This is a genomic window from Gilliamella intestini, assembly GCF_900094935.1.
Taxonomy (GTDB): domain Bacteria; phylum Pseudomonadota; class Gammaproteobacteria; order Enterobacterales; family Orbaceae; genus Gilliamella; species Gilliamella intestini.
This window is the reverse complement of sequence record NZ_FMBA01000012.1, coordinates 21,547-41,731: the sequence shown is the minus strand read 5'-3', so window position 1 is coordinate 41,731 and position 20,185 is coordinate 21,547. Positions and strand designations below refer to the sequence as shown.

Here is a 20,185-nt window from a genome sequence, read left to right as displayed (position 1 = left end):
TTAATATTGATTATCAAATTGCATATTTGTGCATGTAAAGATATGATAGTTAATGTTTTTGTATTTTTTATTCGTGTCTATCAACGTGTTATTAGCCCTTTACTCGGGCCTAAATGTCGCTTTACACCGACATGTTCGCAGTATGCAATAATTGCATTAAGGCGCTTTGGATTAATAAAAGGTGGTTGGCTAACAGCGAAACGTGTATTAAAATGTCACCCCTTACATGAAGGAGGAGAAGATTTTGTTCCTCCCAAAACTAAAACCAATAGAGAAAAACACTAATGGGATCGCAACGTAATATTTTAGTCATTGTTTTACTTTTTGTATCTTTTTTTATTTGGAAAGCGTGGGAAGAAGACCATGCTCCAAAACCACCTATCGCTAATCAGTTGACGCAATCAGTCAATGACGATAATTCTATTGATATTTCAGCACAAGGTAAAACAATCACCGTGAAATCTGACGTATTGTCACTCACTATTAATACTTATGGCGGTGATGTCCAAGCTGCTCAATTATTAAAATATGAGCAAAAACTTCACTCAGGTACACCTTTTCAATTATTAACCTCTCGCCCTGATTTTATTTATATTGCGGAAAGTGGTTTAACGGGTAAAGACGGTCCTGATAACGCTATGCAAGGCTCAAAACGTCCAATCTATCAAACAGCACAAACCGAATATGTTTTAGCTGATGGTCAAAATGAATTGCGAGTACCATTAACGTATCAAGTTAATGGTGTTACTTATACTAAATATTATGTGTTGCATCGTGGTAATTATGCGGTTGGTGTTCAATATGATATTAATAACCAAAGTAGTGCGCCAGTTGAAGTTGCAATGTATGGTCAATTAAAACAAACTATTAAATTGCCTGATGATATCCAAACTGAAGGCGGTAGCGGTTTAGGGCAAAGTGCATTCCGTGGTACAGCTTACTCTAGTTCTAGTACTAATTATAGTAAATATAGCTTTGATGATATTAAAGATAAAGCATTAGCTGTTGAAACCCAAACCGGTTGGATTGCGATGTTGCAGCACTATTTTGCCTCGGCATGGGTGCCAGCTCAGGATAAAAATACTTTATTTTATTCCCGTACGTCGGTCAAAAGCACCCAAGCAGCTATTGGCTTCAAAGGTGAATCAACCGTTATTCAACCTGGACATACAGAAACGATTGATGCAAAATTGTGGTTGGGCCCAGAAATTCAAAGCCAATTAAAAGAGACAGCTAACCACCTAGATTTAGTTGTTGACTATGGTTGGTTATGGTTTTTGTCGCAACCTTTATTCTACTTACTGAAGTTTATCCATAGTTTTATTGGTAACTGGGGTTTTGCAATTATAGTTATTACATTTATTGTACGTGGTGTTTTGTTCCCATTAACACGTGCTCAATATCGTTCTATGGCTAAGATGAAAGTATTACAACCTCGAGTACAAGCCTTGAAAGAGCGTTATGGTGATGATCGACAAAAAATGAGTGTAGAAACAATGGCACTTTACAAACAAGAAAAAGTGAACCCATTAGGTGGATGTTTGCCATTGCTTATTCAAATGCCAATTTTCTTGTCTTTGTTCTATATGTTAGGTAATACGGTTGAACTGCGTCATGCGCCATTTGCACTTTGGATTCATGACTTATCAGCGCAAGATCCATATTATATCCTACCATTATTGATGGGGGGGACCATGTTCTTAATTCAGAAGATGTCACCAACACCTGTTACCGATCCACTACAACAAAAATTAATGACTTACATGCCATTAATCTTTACGGTATTTTTCTTGTGGTTTCCATCAGGCTTGGTTTTATATTATATTGTTAGTAATTTATTCACAATTGCTCAGCAGCGCATTATCTACTGGGAACTTGAGAAAAAAGGACTTCACGAAAAGAAAAAGAAATAATATAAATAAAGGAGGGGTAAAATCCTCCTTTTTCATTTTGGGTGGTTATAATGAATATACAGCAACAATTTAATTTAATAGGTAGTGAAATAGGTTATTGGTTTGTGAGTGCTAATGGTCGGTTATGGTTGCCGAATGGCGAAGTGCCTGTAGGTTGCGCTAAGGAGCTAGGTTTTACAAATCAACGTGCTCAACCAATTGGTGAATGGAATGGACAGGTTGCGTGGTTGATTTGTCATGATATGAAAAATGCTATGAGCTCAATTCGTTCATTACTTGATAGCAGTGATCTATCTTTATTTAATATGGCTGGTCGAGCTGTGCAACTTTCTGAATTTTATCGCTCCCATAAATATTGTGGATATTGTGGACATGAAATGTATATTAGTAGCACAGAATGGTGTTGTATGTGTGCTCACTGCAAAGAGCGTTATTATCCACAAATTTCGCCATCAATTATTGTAGCAATTCGCCATCAAAATAAAATTTTGTTAGCCAAGCATGTTAGGCATAATAAAGATAATTTATATACTGTTTTAGCAGGGTTTACTGAAATTGGTGAAACCATGGAAACAGCTGTTGAGCGTGAAGTTTTTGAAGAGTCGAAGCTTAAAATTAAAAATGTCCGTTATATTGGCTCCCAGCCTTGGCCTTTCCCAAATTCACTAATGATGGCTTATTTAGCTGATTATGATAGTGGTGAAATAATAGTAGATAAAAACGAGCTTGTTGAGGCAAATTGGTACCATTATACACAATTGCCTAAAATTCCTGAATATGGCACTATTGCAAGACGTTTAATAGAAGAGACGATTGCTTTGTGTCGTGAATATGATGAATTAGGACAAAATTAACCATATTCACTTTACTATCAATAGGCGTTAGGTTTATTGATACTCAATAGTACGAGTTAGCTCAACCGTTCCTGACTCAACCCCTGTTTTGACACAAATGGCTTTAGTCCAATCTTGATTTTCATTGTAGTTGTCGTAAGTACAGGTTTCAGTTAATTCAACTTCTTGTTCATTTTGGTTATTAATGATGATCTCACCATTTGAGGTTAACTGATATGTTTTGGTAATGGTCTTTTCTACTTGGTTATTTGTATTATAAATGATGTCTTTTTGTTGAGCTAAAATTGGAAACTTTGTTTTATCATCAACTAGAACATAGGCATTATATGAGACAAGTTCTACACGGTTATTTTCATATATAATCTGGTTGTTAAAAATAACATTATTCCCAGCAAAATGAGATAAAGTTGTTTCAACTAAATGTCCTTGCTCATCGAACTCAGAATTAGCGACAATATCACCGTCACTATCTTGTATTGTAAGGATATTTTTTTTTGTATCAAAAGTAATATTATATTGCTTTCGATTATTACCGAAAATATACTTAGCCGAATCATAATTCACTTCGCCATAAAGACCATCTAAATCATAATTAGCAACATAGCCTTGTATATTGTAGTTGATGATTTTATTTGACCCACTTCCCGTTATTTTTTGTTGTTTAATTAATTTATTATTTGGTAATAGCTCTGGCTCAGTATGAAAAAGATAACTATTAATAACTGCTGTTGGTAATTGAGCAAATGATTGTTCTGATATTTTTTTATCAGGTATTTTCTTATCGTCACAACCAGTAATTAATAATACACTGCTAATGACACATATGGATAAAATATTCTTTTTCATAAAACTGATTCCCACTTATCCTATTGTTTAAAAATATTTATAATAAAGAGTAAAATTGAGTAATTATTTATGTTCACACCAAGTGGCTAGCGCTTCACAATGCCAATATTTCATCATGTTGCACCAAATTGAACGCCATTTATGTACAGTATCACTGTGTAAACTAAGTATTGTTGCTATTTGTGAATTATTTTTATCCAAAACAAGCAGATCGATAAATTGTAACCATAATTCAGGTTTAGGAATACGATTTAAGCTAGTATTGCTTACAATATTAAAACTATTTCTACAGCGTTTACAGCGATAGCAAGTACGAGTTCCAATTTTGGCGGTTTCGTTAGAATCACAATGTATACAGGTTGGGTTTTGTTCATTTAGTAAAGCTGTGACTTTTGCTTTTATCGTTTTATATTGTTCTGCTAAGATTGGAATTAATGTGGCTTGTTTTTGTTGTGTATACCACTTATGTAATAATGGGTAATAAGTTTGAAGATAATTGATAATCGCACGTTCTCGGCGCATTACTTTTTCGAATGAAATTCCAAGATTTTTAGCAATATTGGTATAGCTAATATTTTTTATACGGCTAGTAAATATTGTTTCCAACCAATTAAATGGTATTAAGCGATTGAATGGTGTATTAGTTGAAGCGGTAAAATATTTATGGCAGTTTTTGCAATGATATGTTTTAGTTGGTTTTGAACGAATGATATAAAATTCTATTTTTTTGCAAAAAGGGCAAGATTCTGCATGTTGTAATATTATTTTTTGTAGTTCATGACGAAAAGCTTTAAATTCATCATGTAATTCATTTGGTATCAGCTCATCAATCATTTTTTATTTCCTTATTACTTATCTAATTAAATATTATCATTTTTTTACATAAACATATAGCATTCCTGAAACTTTTTTACATTTTATGTAAAGTAAAATCACTAACCTCTTATAAATGCTAACTTATTTTTAAGTATTAATTTTGTATTGTCGATACAAAAACAAAAAGATACATACGGCTAAATAATATGAGTTATAATACAATTTTTATATGCATGATATGTTAGAGCGGTAACTAAATGCTCCTTCCAATTTAGAAAGAGCAGTAATTACTTGTGTTGAATAAATATTATTCTTATTGGTGTAACCATCCAGCCACTTGTTTGGCAAAATAGGTTAAAATACCATCAGCGCCTGCACGTTTAAAACAGAGCAAAGACTCCATAATAGCCGATTTTTCATCTAACCAACCATTTTCAATTGCTGCTGTTAACATGGCATATTCGCCAGAAACTTGATAAGCAAAAGTAGGAACGGCAAAGGTTTCCTTTACTTTTTGCACGATATCAAGATAAGGCATGCCGGGCTTAACCATGACCATATCAGCACCTTCACTTAAATCTTGATAGATTTCTTGTAATGCTTCATTACTATTTGCAGGATCGAGCTGGTAGGTTTTTTTGTTTCCACCTTTTATATTTTGGGCTGAACCAACGGCATCACGAAATGGACCATAAAAACAAGATGCATATTTAGCTGAATAAGCCATAATTTGTGTATTAGTAAAGCCATGTTTTTCGAGTTCATTACGTATTGCGCCAATGCGTCCATCCATCATATCGCTTGGGGCAATAATATCGACACCTGCTTGGGCTTGTATTAACGCCTGTTTAACTAACGTTTCAACTGAGATATCATTTTGTACATAACCTTGTTCGTCAATAATGCCATCTTGTCCATGCGTGGTATAAGGATCTAGCGCAACATCAGTTAGTATTCCTAGCTCTGGAAATTCTTTTTTTAGTGCTCGAACAGCTTTTGGTACTAATCCATTTTCGTTATATGCTTCTTGCGCTAATAAAGATTTTTTTGATGCTTCAATAGCGGGAAATAGTGAAAGAACCGGAATTCCTAATTTGGCTACTTGCTCTGCTTCTTTTAATAGAATATCAATACTCATTCGATTAACGTTTGGCATTGAAGTTACAGGTTCTGTAACATTATTACCTTCAATAATAAAAACTGGATAAATTAAATCGTTTACCGTTAAACTATGTTCAGCAAGCATACGCCGACTAAATTCATAAGTACGATTACGACGTAAGCGGCGATGGGGATATAGTCCAGTTATTAATGATGGCATAAAAAACTCCTAATTATTTTTATAGATTTTATTTATTATCTGATGCTATATGTTGATTAGCAAATTAATTTGCTTTGTTACAATAATTCTATTTTTTACTTTACAAGATATATTGATTAGAGGTAAAATTGCGCACTAATTTATTCCCTTGTGATATTAAACAAATTTGAGGTGAGAGGCACATGCCAGTAATTAAAGTACGTGAAAATGAACCTTTTGATGTAGCATTACGTCGTTTTAAACGTTCTTGCGAAAAAGCAGGAATTTTAGCGGAAGTTCGTAATCGTGAATTTTACGAAAAACCAACCACAGTTCGTAAACGCGCAAAAGCAGCTGCGGTTAAGCGTCATGCTAAAAAATTAGAAAGAGAAAACGCTCGTCGTACTCGTCTATATTAATATTTTTGAGATTATTTATACTGAAAATTAGAATTGATATTAAAAATCAATTTATTACCTTTTTAATATAAAGAATTCTAACAAGCCGTATTTTTGATACGGCTTGTTGTCTTTCTATAACACCATAATTGGTTAAAATTTTATCATGAAAGGTCTTATTCCTCGCGATTTCATCTTAGATCTAATTGCTCGAACTAACATTCTTGATGTGATTAGTAAACGGGTTAAAATGAAAAAAAAAGGGAATAATTATTTTGGTTGTTGCCCTTTTCATGATGAGAAAACAGCCTCTTTTTCTCTTAATGAAAAAAAACAGATCTATTACTGTTTTGGCTGTGGCGCATCGGGATCTGTTGTTAATTTTTTAATGCAATATGAGCACCTATCTTTTCCTGAAGCAATTGAAGAATTGGCTAGTATGCAGGGGATTCGGATCCCTTATGTCGACAACGAAAACAATCAAATCGATCAATCAAAACATATTGCGTCTCGAAATGTTCGTCGTGATTTGTATGCTTTAATGGATAAAATCACAGCTTTTTATCAGCAACAATTAACATTGCCAACATCCATTAATGCTCAAAAATATCTTAAGCAACGAGGACTTAACGACGAAATTATACAACGCTATAAAATTGGATTTTCGCCTAATGATTGGCGATTAACTTTACAAAATGTAGTTAAAACAAAAGCCGAAGAAGAACTTTATGAACAAGCTGGCATGTTAGTTACCAATGATAGTGGTAATCAATATGACCGCTTTCGTGGGCGAATTATGTTTCCTATTCGTGATAGACAAGGAAATGTTATAGCATTTGGTGGTCGAACTATCATTAATGATCCGGCAAAATATATGAATTCCCCAGAAACGCCGATTTTTCATAAAGGCTTTCAACTTTACGGATTTTATGAAACGCTAGAAGTTAATCGTAATCCTCAGCAATTGATCGTTGTTGAAGGTTATATGGATGTAGTTTCACTAGCCCAATATGGTATTGATTATGCTGTAGCTGCTTTAGGTACGGCAACATCTGAAGAGCATATTAAATTATTGTTTAGAGCAACCGATTCGGTAATATTTTGTTATGACGGTGATAACGCGGGGCGAAGTGCAGCCTGGCGAGCACTTAATGTGTTATTGCCTTGTTTAATTGATGGTAAAAAAATTGCTTTTGCATTTTTGCCACAAGATGAAGATCCAGATAGTTTTGTGCGTAAAATTGGTAAAGAAGGATTTGAAAATTATTTAAGTGAAGCCCCAAATTTATCAAAATTTTTATTTGATGAGATTTTAAAACAGGTCGACTTAAAAACTCCTGAAGGTAAAGCTAAATTGAGCTCTTTAGCTTTACCGTTACTTGATCAAATTAAAGCAAAAACCTTTAGATTAAATTTATTACAACAACTTGGTAATTATTTAGGTTTACTTGATGTATCTCAACTAGAACAATTAATGCTTGAAAATCGATCTAAAGGTGATGATAAGGCAAATGAAAAAGCGCCTGTATCACAAATGAAACTAACTACGATGCGTATTTTGATCGGTTTATTACTTCAATACCCTAATCTTGCTGAGCAAGTTTCTGATATAAATGTGATTCGTCAAGTTAAAATGGCAGGTATAGAGATCTTTATTGAATTACTTGAATTATGCCAACGTCACCCTAATATAACAACAGCACAAATATTAACAGAGTTTATAGATAGACCGTTTTATAAACAATTAATTCGTTTATCAACATGGGAGTGTCATTATCAAGATGAGCAAATAGATGCAACATTTTCACATACTTTAAGAGAGTTGTATGATAATATACTCGCCCAAAGGCAAGATGAACTGATCGCAAAAGAGAGAGTCTCCGGCTTAAGTACCGCAGAGAAAAAAGAATTGGCGACTTTAATACTTGTTTTATCAAAAAAAGACTAAATATATAGTGTAGATGTAGTCTTCTAATATTGTTCTACATCTATAATATAGATGACCAAATAACTAAAGTGGATACCTTTTATGGAGCAAAATTCTCAATCACAGTTAAAACTCTTGATCATCCGAGGTAAGGAGCTAGGATACTTGACCTATGCTGATGTCAACGATCACTTGCCAGAAGAGATTATTGATTCAGATCAGATTGAAGATATTATCCAAATGATCAATGATATGGGGATTCAAGTTCTTGAAGAAGCCCCTGATTCTGATGAGTTATTACTTTCAGATAATGTCCCTGATGAAGAAGCCGTTGAGGCAGCTACAGCATTAGTGTTATCTAATGTTGAGTCAGAAATTGGTAGAACAACCGATCCTGTTCGTATGTATATGCGCGAAATGGGTGCTGTTGAATTGTTGACTCGCGAAGGTGAGATCGATATTGCTAAACGTATTGAAGATGGCATTAATCAAGTGCAAACTTCAGTATCAGAATATCCTGAGGCTATTACTTATCTTTTAGAGCAATATAATTTAATTGAAAGTGGGCAGGTTCGCTTATCTGATTTGATCACAGGGTTTGTTGATCCAAATGCGGAAGAAGTTGCTGAGCAATTGCCGGAAGATTTAGAGGTTAGCAGTGCTGAAATTGAAATAGATGATAGTGACGATGATAATGAAGATGAAGAAAGTGATTCTTCAACTGATGACGATGCTTCTATCGATCCTGAAGTTGCAAAAGCTAAATTTGCCGAATTAAAAGAGCAACATGATAAAACGTCTGATGCCATCAAAAAATATGGACGTGCTCATAAAAAAGCGCAAAAAGAGATAGAAAATCTATCAGAGATCTTTAAACAATTCCGTTTAGTTGCTAAACAATTTGATATTCTTGTCAATAACATGAGAAGCATGATGGAGCGTGTTAGAACTCATGAACGTGCAATTATGAAGATCTGTGTTGAGCAATGTAAAATGCCGAAAAAGCAATTTATGACGTATTTTACTGGTAACGAAAATAACATGGATTGGTTTAAGAAAGCGTTAACTTCAAAAAATGCGTTTGCAGCTAATTTAACAGATTTTGAAAATCAAATTGCTGCTCAAGTTGATTTGTTACAACAAATCGAAACTGAAACAAGCCTTTCTATTGAGCAAATTAAAGATATTAATCGCCGTATGTCTATTGGTGAAGCTAAAGCTCGTCGAGCTAAAAAGGAAATGGTTGAGGCTAACTTACGGCTAGTTATTTCTATTGCAAAAAAATATACCAATCGAGGATTACAATTTTTAGATCTTATCCAAGAAGGTAATATTGGCTTGATGAAAGCAGTTGATAAATTTGAATATCGTCGTGGTTATAAATTCTCAACTTATGCAACTTGGTGGATAAGACAAGCGATTACTCGTTCTATAGCTGACCAAGCAAGAACAATCCGTATTCCGGTACATATGATTGAAACAATTAATAAGTTAAATCGTATTTCTCGCCAAATGTTACAGGAAATAGGTCGTGAACCAACACCTGAAGAGTTATCTGAACGCATGCAAATGCCTGAAGATAAAATTCGTAAAGTGCTTAAAATTGCTAAAGAGCCAATTTCGATGGAAACACCGGTTGGTGATGATGAAGATTCGCATTTAGGTGATTTTATTGAAGATACTGCACTTGAGCAACCGCTAGATGCGGCGACCTCTGAGAGTTTACGTAGTGCTACGCGTGATATTTTATCAGGATTAACACCAAGAGAAGCAAAAGTGTTACGTATGCGATTTGGTATTGATATGAATACTGACCACACATTGGAAGAAGTTGGTAAGCAATTTGATGTAACACGTGAACGTATCCGTCAAATTGAGGCTAAGGCGCTGAGAAAATTACGTCATCCAAGTCGATCTGATGTGCTTCGCAGTTTTTTAGAATAAATTTTATCTTTCTTGTATATCGCCACTTTTGTGGCGATTTTTTTATTCTTGTTAATCAAAGATACTAAAAATCATGAATATATTTCAACGTGTTAAGATTGATTCATTCTTATTGATTCTAATTTGTGTTGTGATTACAGCTAGCTTTTTTCCTTGTCAAGGACAGGCTAAAACAGTTTTTGAATACCTTACAACTTTTGCTATTGGCTTGCTATTTTTTATGCATGGAGCAAAACTTTCTTTTCAAGCAATTGTCTCTGGTATAAAAAATTGGCGATTACATTTGTTAATATTTACAACTACATTTGTAATATTCCCAGTTTTAGGCATGATGATGCAGTTACTAGTACCCACTTTTTTATCGCATGATATTTATTTAGGTTTTGTTTATCTTTGTGTTTTACCAGCAACAGTGCAGTCTGCAATAGCATTTACTTCAATAGCTAAAGGTAATGTGGCAGCAGCTATTTGCAGTGCCTCAGCATCAACATTATTGGGGGTTTTTATTACTCCGCTTTTAGTTGGATTGTTAATACATACTCAAACTTCGGCATCAATGAACATAATTGATGCTATTACCTCTATTATGCTAAAACTGATGTTGCCTTTTGTTGTTGGGCATTTATCTAGACGTTTTATTGGTAAATGGATAGATAAGTATAAAAATATTATTTCTAAAACAGATCGTTTGTCGATTTTGTTAGTGGTTTATGTCGCTTTTAGTGATGCGGTCGTTAATGGTATATGGTCGCAAGTTGGTTTTTTAGCTTTGTTAAATATTATATTTTTCTCAATTATTCTGTTAGTTATAGTTTTATTTATTACCACCTATAGCGCAAGATTTTTTGGTTTTAGTAAAGAAGATGAGATCACAATTGTATTTTGTGGTTCAAAAAAGAGCCTAGCAAGTGGCATTCCAATGGCAAGTGTTATCTTCCCTATGTCGATGATGGGTATTTTGATACTACCTTTAATGATCTTCCATCAAATCCAATTAATGATTTGTGCTTTTTTGGCTGCACGTTATGCTAAACGAAAAATATAAAAATTGTTTTGCTCATTAGCTTATTCTCAAGGATAATAGCGGTGCTAATTAACAACAGAAAGATATATTATGTTTCATCTATTTGCTGATTTAGAATTTTCAACCATTATATTATTAGTCTTAGCTTTACTTTTTGTACTCTTTTATGAGGCTATTAATGGATTTCATGATACTGCTAATGCTGTTGCCACTGTTATTTATACAAGGGCATTGAAAGAACAACTTGCAGTTTTTATGGCCGGAGTATTTAATTTCTTTGGCGTACTACTTGGTGGGCTTAGTGTGGCTTATGCCATTGTGCATTTGTTACCAACTGATTTATTACTTAATGTAAGCTCTACTCATGGGCTTGCTATGGTCTTTTCTATTTTATTTGCAGCAATCATTTGGAATTTAGGTACTTGGTATGTTGGTATTCCTGCATCAAGTTCACATACTTTAATTGGTTCTATTATTGGAGTAGCACTTGCAAATGCATTGGTTATGGATACATCAATTATTGACGCACTTAATATTCCTAAGATGATTCAAATCTTTTTATCCTTGATTGTTTCACCAATAGTTGGTCTTGTTATTGCTGGGTTAATGATCTTTTTTCTACGTAAGTATTGGACACGTAAAGGACAAAGTAAAAAGAGTAGTAAAAAAAGAGAACGCATCTTTATGACTCCAGAGCAGCGAGAAAAACTTTATGGTAAGAAAAAGCCGCCATTTTGGATCCGGATAATGCTTATTATCTCAGCTGCAGGTGTGAGTTTTTCTCATGGTGCTAATGATGGACAAAAAGGTATTGGTTTATTAATGTTAGTATTAATGGGTATTGCTCCTGCTGGCTTTATTGTTAATATGAATGCGTCTACCTATGATATTACTAACACTCGTAATGCTATTGACAATATTCAGGAGTACTTTATTACTCACAATGATGATCTAACTACGATAATAGGTAAACAACCTGCATTAGACACAAGTATTCCAGAAGACGATTTGAATAAGTATCATTGTGACTATTCACATTCATTTATCACACTGGGTATTGCTCATAATTTATTTAATAAAATCAATAATTATGAATCGCTCACTGTTGAACAACGTTCACAAGCTAGACGCATATTATTATGTTTATCGGATACTGTTTCGCATGTTGCTAAACAAGCTAATGTAACAGCAGAGGAAAAACAATATCTGAAATCTTTGAATAACGATTTACTTAAAACTGTTGAATATGCGCCGATTTGGATCATTATTTCGGTAGCTTCAGCGCTAGCAATTGGAACAATGATAGGCTGGCGTCGTGTAGCTATTACTATTGGTGAAAAAATTGGTAAAAAAGGAATGACTTACGCACAGGGTGTGTCTGCACAAATCACTACGGCTTTATCAATTGGGATTGCAAGTTATACTGGAATGCCTGTATCAACAACTCAAGTTCTTTCTTCATCTGTGGCTGGTACAATGATTGTTGATGGTGGTGGCGTTCAAAGTAAGACCATTAAAAATATTGCGTTAACTTGGATTTTAACACTTCCAATTTCAATTTTGTTATCTGGGTCACTTTTTTGGCTTGCTCAAAAATTGATTTAGTAGTAAAAGTAGAGTACTGGCTTAATTTACTTGAGCGTTAAAAATAGGAAGGAGAAAAGTATCATGGCTTATAAACATATATTAGTTGCAGTTGATTTGTCACCTGAAAGTGAAGTACTTGTCGAAAAAGCCGTTTCTATGGCTAGGCCATATAATGCTCAGATATCATTGATTCATGTTGGTATTAATTATTCGGATCTTTATACTGGTTTAGTTGATATTAATATGAATGATATGAAAGACCGAATTACTGAAGATGCACATATTGCATTAAATAAACTAGCCAATGATGCAGGCTATCCTATTGCTCATACTCTTTCTGGGAATGGCGAATTTGACCAAGTATTAATCGAAGCAATTCATGAATACGGCGCTGATCTTGTCGTGTGTGGTCATCATCAGGACTTTTGGAGTAAGTTGATGTCTTCTGCTCGTCAACTTATCAATAATACACATATTGATACCTTGATTGTTCCGCTAAAAGATGAAGAACCAGCTGAAGAACCTGCTAAATGAAGTATTAAATATCAACCCGCTTAATTAGCGGGTTTTTTTTATAGATATTAGATAGTTTTTTGTAAAAAACTTTCAGGTAACTATGTGTTTCAGTATATTTTTATTTACTACTTTTTGTTTGTGCATATAGTCGTTTATCGAAATATACTCTAATTTTAACTTAGTTTATAAGGGGATTTAATATGAATATAGCTTTGGTTACAGGTGCATCCTCTGGATTTGGGCAAGCTATTTGTCGTAAGCTTATAGCAGATGGTTATAAAGTTGTAGGCGTAGCTAGACGTGCAAATAAACTACAAAACCTTGCAGATGAATTAGGTGCTAATTTCTTTTCATTACCATTAGATATAACTAAAAAAGATGCAGTAAATACTATTTTATTGCAACTACCAAATGAATTTAAGCCCATAGATATTTTAATAAATAATGCAGGTCTAGCATTAGGTTTAGAACCTGCTTATGAAGCAAATTATAACGATTGGGAAACAATGATTGAAACTAATATTATTGGGCTAGTAAATCTAACTCGACAAATTTTACCAGAAATGGTTGAGCGCAATTTTGGTTATATTATTAATCTTGGATCTGTAGCTGGTACTTATGCTTATAAAGGCGGAAATGTTTATGGTGCATCTAAAGCTTTTGTTAAACAATTTAGTGCTAATTTGCGTACAGATTTATTAGGGAAAAAGGTTAGAGTTACTAATATCGAACCGGGATTATGTGGTGGTACAGAGTTTTCAAATGTTCGCTTTCATGGCGATAACCAGAAGGCAGCACAGGTTTATCAAGGTGTTGAATTTATTACTCCTGAAGATATAGCTAATACTGTCTCTTGGTTAATTAATACACCGAATCATTTTAATGTCAATTCAATGGAAATAATGCCTGTTGCACAAGCATCGGCAGGATTATCTGTTTGTAAAGAGGCCAAATAATATAACTTTTATTATTAAGTTTTTTCCGTTGATTTTTAGTGAAAATTAAAAAAATTTGTTTGGCAAACAAAATAGACTTGCACTTATGCTAATGGATTGTTATTCTTTCTTCTTGTAATTTTGATTGAGGTTTATGGCAATGACATTTTCTGAAGTAACGAAAACATTTGCGACAAGTTTGCCTGGCACTGATAGTTATGTAAAGCTAAGAAAGGCAATGAGAGCACTAATTCAAGAAGATCCAAAAAATGCATCGGTTTATTTTTTGATTTTTGGATTTGCTCGTACATATGTTATGTTATATGAAGATCAAGAAGTATCGCCGCAATTTGCCGAAGATAATCAAAAGCTAATGTTATCGTATCTTAATATTTTAGATGAAGCATTAAAAAAACAAGATGAAAAGTGCATATATCAAGCATTGAATAAAGTTGTTAATGAATACGAAAATAGCAAAAAGGTTTTTTAAAATTACAGCCTGACATGAAAATGTCGGGCTGTTTTATTTTTAGTTTAATTAAATATTTCTTAGGAAAGATCATGATAATTTTAGTTAATATGACAGGAATTATTAGCACCTTAGGTACTATTATGCGATCTAGGGCGGGTTGATTTTTTCAATAAATATTAAAAAACCCGCCCCCTAAAGGCGGGTTTTTATTTTGCATGGAAATAAAGTAGTTAACCTGTGCAAAAAAATTAAAAATGAAATTAGCATGAATAAGACTACAAGATTTTCGATACCTATAAATAAGTTCTAAAAACTATAATTATAGATAGTAATGGGCATAAACTAAGATAATAAGTAAGGTGTGATATGAAAGTTTTAAAATTTGGAGGAACATCTGTTGCTAACGCAGAACGCTTTTTGCGAGTTGCAGAAATTATTGAAAATAATGCTAAACAGGAGCAAACCGCTACTGTTTTATCGGCACCTGCTAAAATTACCAACCATTTAGTAGCCATGGTTGAAAAAACGGTTGATGGGCAAGATATCAAAAGTAACATTTATGATGCTGAAAAGATATTTGCGGATCTATTAGCTGGTCTTGCAAAAGCTCAACCTAATTTTGCTTATGAAGAGATGAAGCATTTTGCTCTTAATGAATTAAATCATATTAAGCAATTACTTGAAGGTATCCGTTTACTCGGTCAATGTCCTGATAGTATTAATGCATCAATTATTTGTCGTGGAGAAAAGCTATCAATTGCTATTATGCAAGAACTTCTCAAAGCAAGAGGCCATACGATCACGGTAATAGATCCTGTTGCTATGCTTATTGCAGAAGGTGATTATTTAGAATCGACTGTTAATATACCTGAATCGACTCATCGAATTGCTGAAATGCACATTCCACAAGACAATTTTATTCTAATGCCCGGTTTTACCGCCGGTAATGAAAAAGGTGAATTAGTTGTGCTTGGGCGAAATGGTTCTGATTATTCTGCAGCCGTATTAGCAGCTTGTTTAAGAGCAAATAGCTGTGAAATATGGACCGATGTTGATGGAGTTTATACTTGTGATCCCCGTATTGTACCAGATGCCAAATTACTAAAAACAATGTCTTATCAAGAGGCGATGGAACTTTCATATTTTGGAGCCAAAGTGCTTCATCCAAGAACTATTTTACCTATTGCCCAATTTCAGATTCCTTGTTTAATCAAAAATACAAATAATCCTGATGCGCCAGGCACATTAATTGGTGCTAATATTGTTGACTCAACCACACCTGTAAAAGGTATTACCAATTTAAATAACATGGCAATGATCAATGTTTCAGGTCCAGGATTAAAAGGTATGGTTGGTATGTCGGCACGTGTTTTTTCTGCGATGTCTTATGCTGGCATTTCAGTTGTACTTATTACTCAATCATCATCTGAATACAGCATTAGTTTTTGTGTGCCACAAACAGAACTTTATCGTGCAGAAGAAGCTTTAAGTGATGAATTTTTCTTAGAATTAAAAGATGGATTACTTGAACCGATCGAGGTGATTGAAAGGCTTGCTATTATCTCTGTAGTGGGCGATGGCATGCGGACCTTACGTGGTTTATCAGCTAATTTCTTTACAGCATTAGCCAGAGCTAATATTAATATTGTTGCTATAGCACAAGGTTCATCTGAACGCTCAATTTCAGTCGTTGTTGATAATGATGTTGCCGTTATGGGAGTGCGAGTCACCCACCAAATGTTGTTTGGTACCGATAAAATGCTAGATGTTTTTGTTATTGGCGTTGGTGGGGTCGGTGGTGCGCTTGTCGACCAAATCGGACGTCAACAGAAATGGCTCAAAAATAAACAGATTGATTTACGAGTATGTGGCTTGTTTAACTCTAAGCACAGCATAACCCATCGAGACGGTATTGAGCTTAGTAATTGGCGTGATCAAATCAAACAGAGTGATACTAAATATTCATTAGATAGTATTATTGAGTTTGCCAAATCTAATCGATTACTTAATCCGATTCTCGTTGATTGTACTTCTAGTAGCGAAGTATCTGATAAATACGCTGATTTTTTAGCTAATGGCTTTCATGTCGTTACACCAAATAAAAAAGCAAATACTAGCTCAATGGCCTACTATTTACGCTTACGCCAAGAAGCTGCAAAAAGTAAGCGTAAATTCCAATATGATACCAATGTAGGGGCTGGGTTACCGGTAATTGAAAATCTTCAAAATCTACTTAATGCAGGTGATGAGTTAATCAAGTTTTCGGGAATTCTATCTGGATCGCTTTCTTTTATATTTGGTAAACTTGATGAAGGCATGTCACTGTCTGAAGCAACTAAATTGGCTAAAGAGAAAGGTTTTACTGAACCTGATCCTCGAGACGATCTATCTGGAACCGATGTAGCTAGAAAGTTACTTATTTTAGCTAGAGAATCAGGTTTACAATTAGAATTGGATCAAATCAATGTCGAATCCGTATTACCTCCTGAATATGCACAAGGTAGCATTGATGATTTCATGACCAAATTACCGCAGTTAGATGCACAGTTTAAAGCAAAATCTGAACAAGCAGCAAAAGGAGGTAAAGTTCTACGTTATGTGGGTAGCATAGAAAACCATCAATGCAGTGTTAGAATTGAAGCTGTCGATAGTGAAGATCCTCTTTATAAAGTCAAAAATGGCGAAAATGCCTTAGCTTTTTATACTCGTTATTATCAACCTATTCCTCTTGTATTACGTGGTTATGGTGCTGGTAATGATGTTACTGCAGCAGGTGTTTTTGCTGATATTTTACGTACAACATCAGGTAAAATCGGAGGTTAAATGAGTCATAAATCTTTAACCGTTTATGCGCCTGCATCAATGGCTAATATTAGCGTTGGTTTTGATATATTGGGCGCAGCAATTAGCCCAATTAATGGCACTATGCTTGGTGACTGTATTACCGTTGAATCTGCTAACGAATTTTCCCTTACTAGCAAAGGTCAATTTGTCCAAAAACTACCACGTGATCCAAAATGTAATATTGTATTTCAATGTTGGCAGCGATTTTGTCAAGCAATGGGCAAAACTTTACCTGTTAGTATGACTCTTGAAAAAAATATGCCAATTGGCTCTGGTTTAGGTTCAAGTGCGTGCTCAGTAGTTGGTGCATTGGTTGCATTAAATGAGTTTTTTGATAAACCTTTTAATGAATTTGAAATGTTATCCATGATGGGAGAACTTGAAGGTCGTATTTCGGGCAGTGTGCATTATGATAATGTTGCGCCCTGCTATTTAGGTGGGATGCAACTTATTCTTAATGAGATGGGTATAATTAGTGAGTCGATTCCGCATTTTGATGATTGGTATTGGGTGATGGCATATCCAGGCATAAAGGTATCAACAGCTGAAGCACGTGCAATTTTACCTGCTCAATATCAAAGGTCTGATTGTATAGCACATGGTCGCTATGTGGGGGGATTTTTGCATGCTTGTTATACCAAACAACCTAAGCTGGCTGCCACAATGCTTTTTGATAATATTGCTGAGCCTTATCGTAAACAATTATTACCTAATTTTGATGAAACTCAAAAACGGGTTAAGCAACTTGGTGCTTTGTCATCGGGGATTTCAGGTTCAGGGCCAACAATGTTTGTGATTGCAGATAAACTTGAAACAGCTCAGCAAATTGAATTATTACTTAAAAAATATTATTTGCAAAATGATGAAGGTTTTACTCATATTTGTAAAATTGATACTCAAGGAACAAGAGTTATTTGATGTTTACTATAAAAAGTAGAGTTAAATATAACAAAAATGACAACTATTATTGAACAAGTTGATATTACGAAGAGTGAAATATTACAGCATAAAGATAACCGGAAAATATTATGAAATTATATAACTTAAAAGATCATTCCCAGCAAGTTAGCTTTGCACAAGCAGTTCAACAAGGATTAGGAAGAGGACAAGGTTTATTCTTTCCTCAACAATTACCTAAATTTTCATCAGCCGAAATTGAGTCGTTATTAAAACTTGATTTCATTTCTCGAAGTGCCAGGATCTTATCTGCTTTTATTGGTGATGAAATTAGCAGTGATGATATGCATAGACTTGTTAAAAATGCATTTCAATTCCCTGCTCCAGTAACTTCTGTGGAAGCAGATATTGGTTCATTAGAACTATATCATGGACCAACATTAGCATTTAAAGATTTTGGTGGACGCTTTATGGCGCAAGCTTTAGTGCAAGTTGCTGCTGACAAAAAAATTACTATTTTGACTGCTACTTCTGGCGATACTGGTGCGGCTGTTGCTCATGCGTTTTATCATTTACCAAATATTCGCGTCGTGATTTTATACCCAGAAGGTAAAATTAGTCCATTACAAGAAAAGTTATTTTGTACTTTAGGTGATAATATACATACAATTGCTATTCAAAGTGACTTTGATGCGTGTCAAGCCTTAGTTAAAAAAGCATTTGATGATGAAGATTTGAAAAAAACAATAGGTTTAAACTCCGCTAACTCAATTAATATTAGCCGATTATTAGCACAAATCTGTTACTATTTTGAAGCTTTTGCACAACTCACATCACCCCAACGTGAACAACTGGTTATTTCTGTGCCGAGTGGCAATTTTGGTGACTTAACAGCTGGTCTACTTGCGAAAACAATGGGGTTACCTATTAAACGCTTTATTGCCGCAACGAATGCCAATGATACAGTACCTCGTTATTTAGAAACCGGTAAGTGGGAACCTCACGCAACCATTGCAACATTATCAAATGCAATGGATGTAAGCCAACCAAATAACTGGCCACGTATCGAAGAGATTTACAAGCGTGAGGGATGGGATCTTAAATCACTCGGTCATGCTACTGTTTCGGATGAAGTTGCAAAGCAAACTGTTTGTGAACTTGATCAAAAAGGTTACTTATCTGAACCTCATGGTGCAATTGCTTATCGAGCACTGCGTGATCAGTTACAAGAGGGTGAATATGGACTATTTTTAGGTACGGCACATCCTGCTAAATTTAAAGAAGTGGTTGAAGATATTTTAGGTAAATCAGTTCCATTGCCTAAAGAGTTAGCAGAGCGAGCTGATATGACGTTACTTTCTCATTGTATGCCTGATGATTTTGCTAAATTAAGGGATTTTTTAACTAATTTATATGTATAGAACCCTCGTATTTATTACCGTAATTTAATAAATTACGGTAATATGCAAAAATAATTCCGTATTTTTTTCTGTAATAGTCTTTGCTTGATATGACATTTGGATTGTTTTATAACACAAAAAGGAGAGTCAGAAATGAATCAAACCGCCAAAATCATTAAACCTAAATTAGGACAGCTAGAATTAGCTAAGCAACTCGGTAACGTTCAACAAGCTTGCAAAGTCATGGGATACAGTCGAGATAGCTATTTATCGCTTTAAAAAACTGTATGAGCAAGGGGGTGAGCTCGCGCTTCAAGAAATCAGTCGTAAAAAGCCTATCTTTGACAATGAACAAGTGCCACTTTTACGCTGTCAAAGAAAGGAAGCACTTTATCATTGAGCATATCGGCAGCAATCAGACTGTTTTTCTCGGTATAGACTTTAGCAAAAGCGAGTCTGGAATAGGTATCAATAAATGTTTGTTGGTATATTTTCCCTATACCTTTAATATG

17 protein-coding genes and 2 pseudogenes are annotated in these 20,185 nt (G+C 34.4%); 15 read left to right on the top strand and 4 right to left on the bottom strand.

What is annotated here, in order from left to right:
* The first annotated feature begins 42 nt into the window (after nt 1-42).
* From yidD to nudC, 3 genes are read left to right on the top strand one after another with little or no spacing between them, the layout of a single operon-like run.
* Nucleotides 43-285 (top strand): membrane protein insertion efficiency factor YidD, encoded by a 243-nt coding sequence (yidD, locus tag GA0061080_RS04790; protein ID WP_091121979.1) that lies wholly within the window; start codon nt 43-45, stop codon nt 283-285.
* On the top strand, nt 285-1,913 hold the full coding sequence (yidC, locus tag GA0061080_RS04785; protein ID WP_091121933.1) for a membrane protein insertase YidC: 1,629 nt from the start codon (nt 285-287) through the stop codon (nt 1,911-1,913). The genes yidD and yidC overlap by 1 nt, the downstream gene beginning before the upstream one ends.
* 50 nt (nt 1,914-1,963) lie before the next feature.
* Entirely contained in the window at nt 1,964-2,767 is an 804-nt protein-coding gene (gene nudC, locus GA0061080_RS04780) for an NAD(+) diphosphatase (protein ID WP_091121925.1), read from the top strand.
* A gap of 33 nt (nt 2,768-2,800) precedes the next feature.
* Here nudC and GA0061080_RS04775 read toward each other — a convergent pair whose 3' ends face one another.
* From GA0061080_RS04775 to hemB, 3 genes are all read right to left on the bottom strand, one after another.
* The gene (locus tag GA0061080_RS04775; protein ID WP_091121922.1) at nt 2,801-3,613 is read right to left on the bottom strand and encodes a hypothetical protein; all 813 of its coding nucleotides are present in this window, start codon (nt 3,611-3,613) and stop codon (nt 2,801-2,803) included.
* 63 nt (nt 3,614-3,676) lie between these two features.
* A complete protein-coding gene (locus GA0061080_RS04770) occupies nt 3,677-4,447 on the bottom strand; it encodes a hypothetical protein (protein ID WP_091121919.1) in 771 nt (256 codons plus the stop codon).
* A 295-nt stretch (nt 4,448-4,742) separates the two neighbouring features.
* Nucleotides 4,743-5,750, bottom strand: a complete 1,008-nt coding sequence (hemB, locus tag GA0061080_RS04765; protein ID WP_091121916.1) for a porphobilinogen synthase — start codon at nt 5,748-5,750, stop codon at nt 4,743-4,745.
* 182 nt (nt 5,751-5,932) lie between these two features.
* Here hemB and rpsU point away from each other — a divergent pair, with 182 nt between their 5' ends.
* The 12 genes and pseudogenes from rpsU to GA0061080_RS04705 all read left to right on the top strand — a co-directional run.
* Nucleotides 5,933-6,148, top strand: a complete 216-nt coding sequence (gene rpsU / locus GA0061080_RS04760; protein WP_065635185.1) for a 30S ribosomal protein S21 — start codon at nt 5,933-5,935, stop codon at nt 6,146-6,148.
* A 145-nt stretch (nt 6,149-6,293) separates the two neighbouring features.
* The gene (dnaG, locus tag GA0061080_RS04755; RefSeq protein WP_065635186.1) at nt 6,294-8,075 is read left to right on the top strand and encodes a DNA primase; all 1,782 of its coding nucleotides are present in this window, start codon (nt 6,294-6,296) and stop codon (nt 8,073-8,075) included.
* An 81-nt stretch (nt 8,076-8,156) separates the two neighbouring features.
* Nucleotides 8,157-9,998, top strand: a complete 1,842-nt coding sequence (rpoD, locus tag GA0061080_RS04750; RefSeq protein ID WP_091121912.1) for an RNA polymerase sigma factor RpoD — start codon at nt 8,157-8,159, stop codon at nt 9,996-9,998.
* Nucleotides 9,999-10,071: 73 nt separating this feature from the next.
* Complete coding sequence (locus GA0061080_RS04745) at nt 10,072-11,043, top strand: bile acid:sodium symporter family protein (RefSeq protein WP_091121909.1); 972 nt, start codon at nt 10,072-10,074, stop codon at nt 11,041-11,043.
* Nucleotides 11,044-11,112: 69 nt separating this feature from the next.
* The gene (pitA, locus tag GA0061080_RS04740) at nt 11,113-12,627 is read left to right on the top strand and encodes an inorganic phosphate transporter PitA (RefSeq protein ID WP_091121905.1); all 1,515 of its coding nucleotides are present in this window, start codon (nt 11,113-11,115) and stop codon (nt 12,625-12,627) included.
* Nucleotides 12,628-12,690: 63 nt separating this feature from the next.
* Nucleotides 12,691-13,143 (top strand): universal stress protein UspA, encoded by a 453-nt coding sequence (uspA, locus tag GA0061080_RS04735; protein WP_065589863.1) that lies wholly within the window; start codon nt 12,691-12,693, stop codon nt 13,141-13,143.
* 182 nt (nt 13,144-13,325) lie between these two features.
* The gene (locus GA0061080_RS04730) at nt 13,326-14,081 is read left to right on the top strand and encodes an SDR family NAD(P)-dependent oxidoreductase (RefSeq protein ID WP_091121901.1); all 756 of its coding nucleotides are present in this window, start codon (nt 13,326-13,328) and stop codon (nt 14,079-14,081) included.
* Between the two features lie 139 nt (nt 14,082-14,220).
* The gene (locus GA0061080_RS04725) at nt 14,221-14,550 is read left to right on the top strand and encodes a hypothetical protein (protein WP_034914101.1); all 330 of its coding nucleotides are present in this window, start codon (nt 14,221-14,223) and stop codon (nt 14,548-14,550) included.
* A gap of 348 nt (nt 14,551-14,898) precedes the next feature.
* On the top strand, nt 14,899-17,355 hold the full coding sequence (gene thrA, locus GA0061080_RS04720) for a bifunctional aspartate kinase/homoserine dehydrogenase I (protein ID WP_091121897.1): 2,457 nt from the start codon (nt 14,899-14,901) through the stop codon (nt 17,353-17,355).
* Nucleotides 17,356-18,294, top strand: coding sequence for a homoserine kinase (gene thrB, locus GA0061080_RS04715; RefSeq protein WP_091121894.1), 939 nt, complete (start codon nt 17,356-17,358; stop codon nt 18,292-18,294).
* 110 nt (nt 18,295-18,404) lie between these two features.
* Entirely contained in the window at nt 18,405-19,694 is a 1,290-nt protein-coding gene (thrC, locus tag GA0061080_RS04710; RefSeq protein ID WP_091121890.1) for a threonine synthase, read from the top strand.
* Between the two features lie 132 nt (nt 19,695-19,826).
* Nucleotides 19,827-20,022, top strand: a pseudogene (locus GA0061080_RS04705) (helix-turn-helix domain-containing protein); the annotation flags it as partial.
* Nucleotides 20,023-20,041: 19 nt separating this feature from the next.
* Here the strand turns inward: GA0061080_RS04705 and GA0061080_RS12400 are convergent.
* Nucleotides 20,042-20,185: pseudogene (locus GA0061080_RS12400) on the bottom strand (IS481 family transposase); the annotation flags it as partial.

Coding starts and splice junctions, on each gene's coding strand:
- thrC (WP_091121890.1), top strand. CDS start 18,405: ATGAAATTATATAACTTAAAAGATCATTCCCAGCAAGTTAGCTTTGCA.
- GA0061080_RS04745 (WP_091121909.1), top strand. CDS start 10,072: ATGAATATATTTCAACGTGTTAAGATTGATTCATTCTTATTGATTCTA.
- pitA (WP_091121905.1), top strand. CDS start 11,113: ATGTTTCATCTATTTGCTGATTTAGAATTTTCAACCATTATATTATTA.
- yidC (WP_091121933.1), top strand. CDS start 285: ATGGGATCGCAACGTAATATTTTAGTCATTGTTTTACTTTTTGTATCT.
- yidD (WP_091121979.1), top strand. CDS start 43: ATGATAGTTAATGTTTTTGTATTTTTTATTCGTGTCTATCAACGTGTT.
- GA0061080_RS04725 (WP_034914101.1), top strand. CDS start 14,221: ATGACATTTTCTGAAGTAACGAAAACATTTGCGACAAGTTTGCCTGGC.
- rpoD (WP_091121912.1), top strand. CDS start 8,157: ATGGAGCAAAATTCTCAATCACAGTTAAAACTCTTGATCATCCGAGGT.
- rpsU (WP_065635185.1), top strand. CDS start 5,933: ATGCCAGTAATTAAAGTACGTGAAAATGAACCTTTTGATGTAGCATTA.
- dnaG (WP_065635186.1), top strand. CDS start 6,294: ATGAAAGGTCTTATTCCTCGCGATTTCATCTTAGATCTAATTGCTCGA.
- thrB (WP_091121894.1), top strand. CDS start 17,356: ATGAGTCATAAATCTTTAACCGTTTATGCGCCTGCATCAATGGCTAAT.
- nudC (WP_091121925.1), top strand. CDS start 1,964: ATGAATATACAGCAACAATTTAATTTAATAGGTAGTGAAATAGGTTAT.
- GA0061080_RS04775 (WP_091121922.1), bottom strand. CDS start 3,613: ATGAAAAAGAATATTTTATCCATATGTGTCATTAGCAGTGTATTATTA.
- uspA (WP_065589863.1), top strand. CDS start 12,691: ATGGCTTATAAACATATATTAGTTGCAGTTGATTTGTCACCTGAAAGT.
- GA0061080_RS04730 (WP_091121901.1), top strand. CDS start 13,326: ATGAATATAGCTTTGGTTACAGGTGCATCCTCTGGATTTGGGCAAGCT.
- thrA (WP_091121897.1), top strand. CDS start 14,899: ATGAAAGTTTTAAAATTTGGAGGAACATCTGTTGCTAACGCAGAACGC.
- hemB (WP_091121916.1), bottom strand. CDS start 5,750: ATGCCATCATTAATAACTGGACTATATCCCCATCGCCGCTTACGTCGT.
- GA0061080_RS04770 (WP_091121919.1), bottom strand. CDS start 4,447: ATGATTGATGAGCTGATACCAAATGAATTACATGATGAATTTAAAGCT.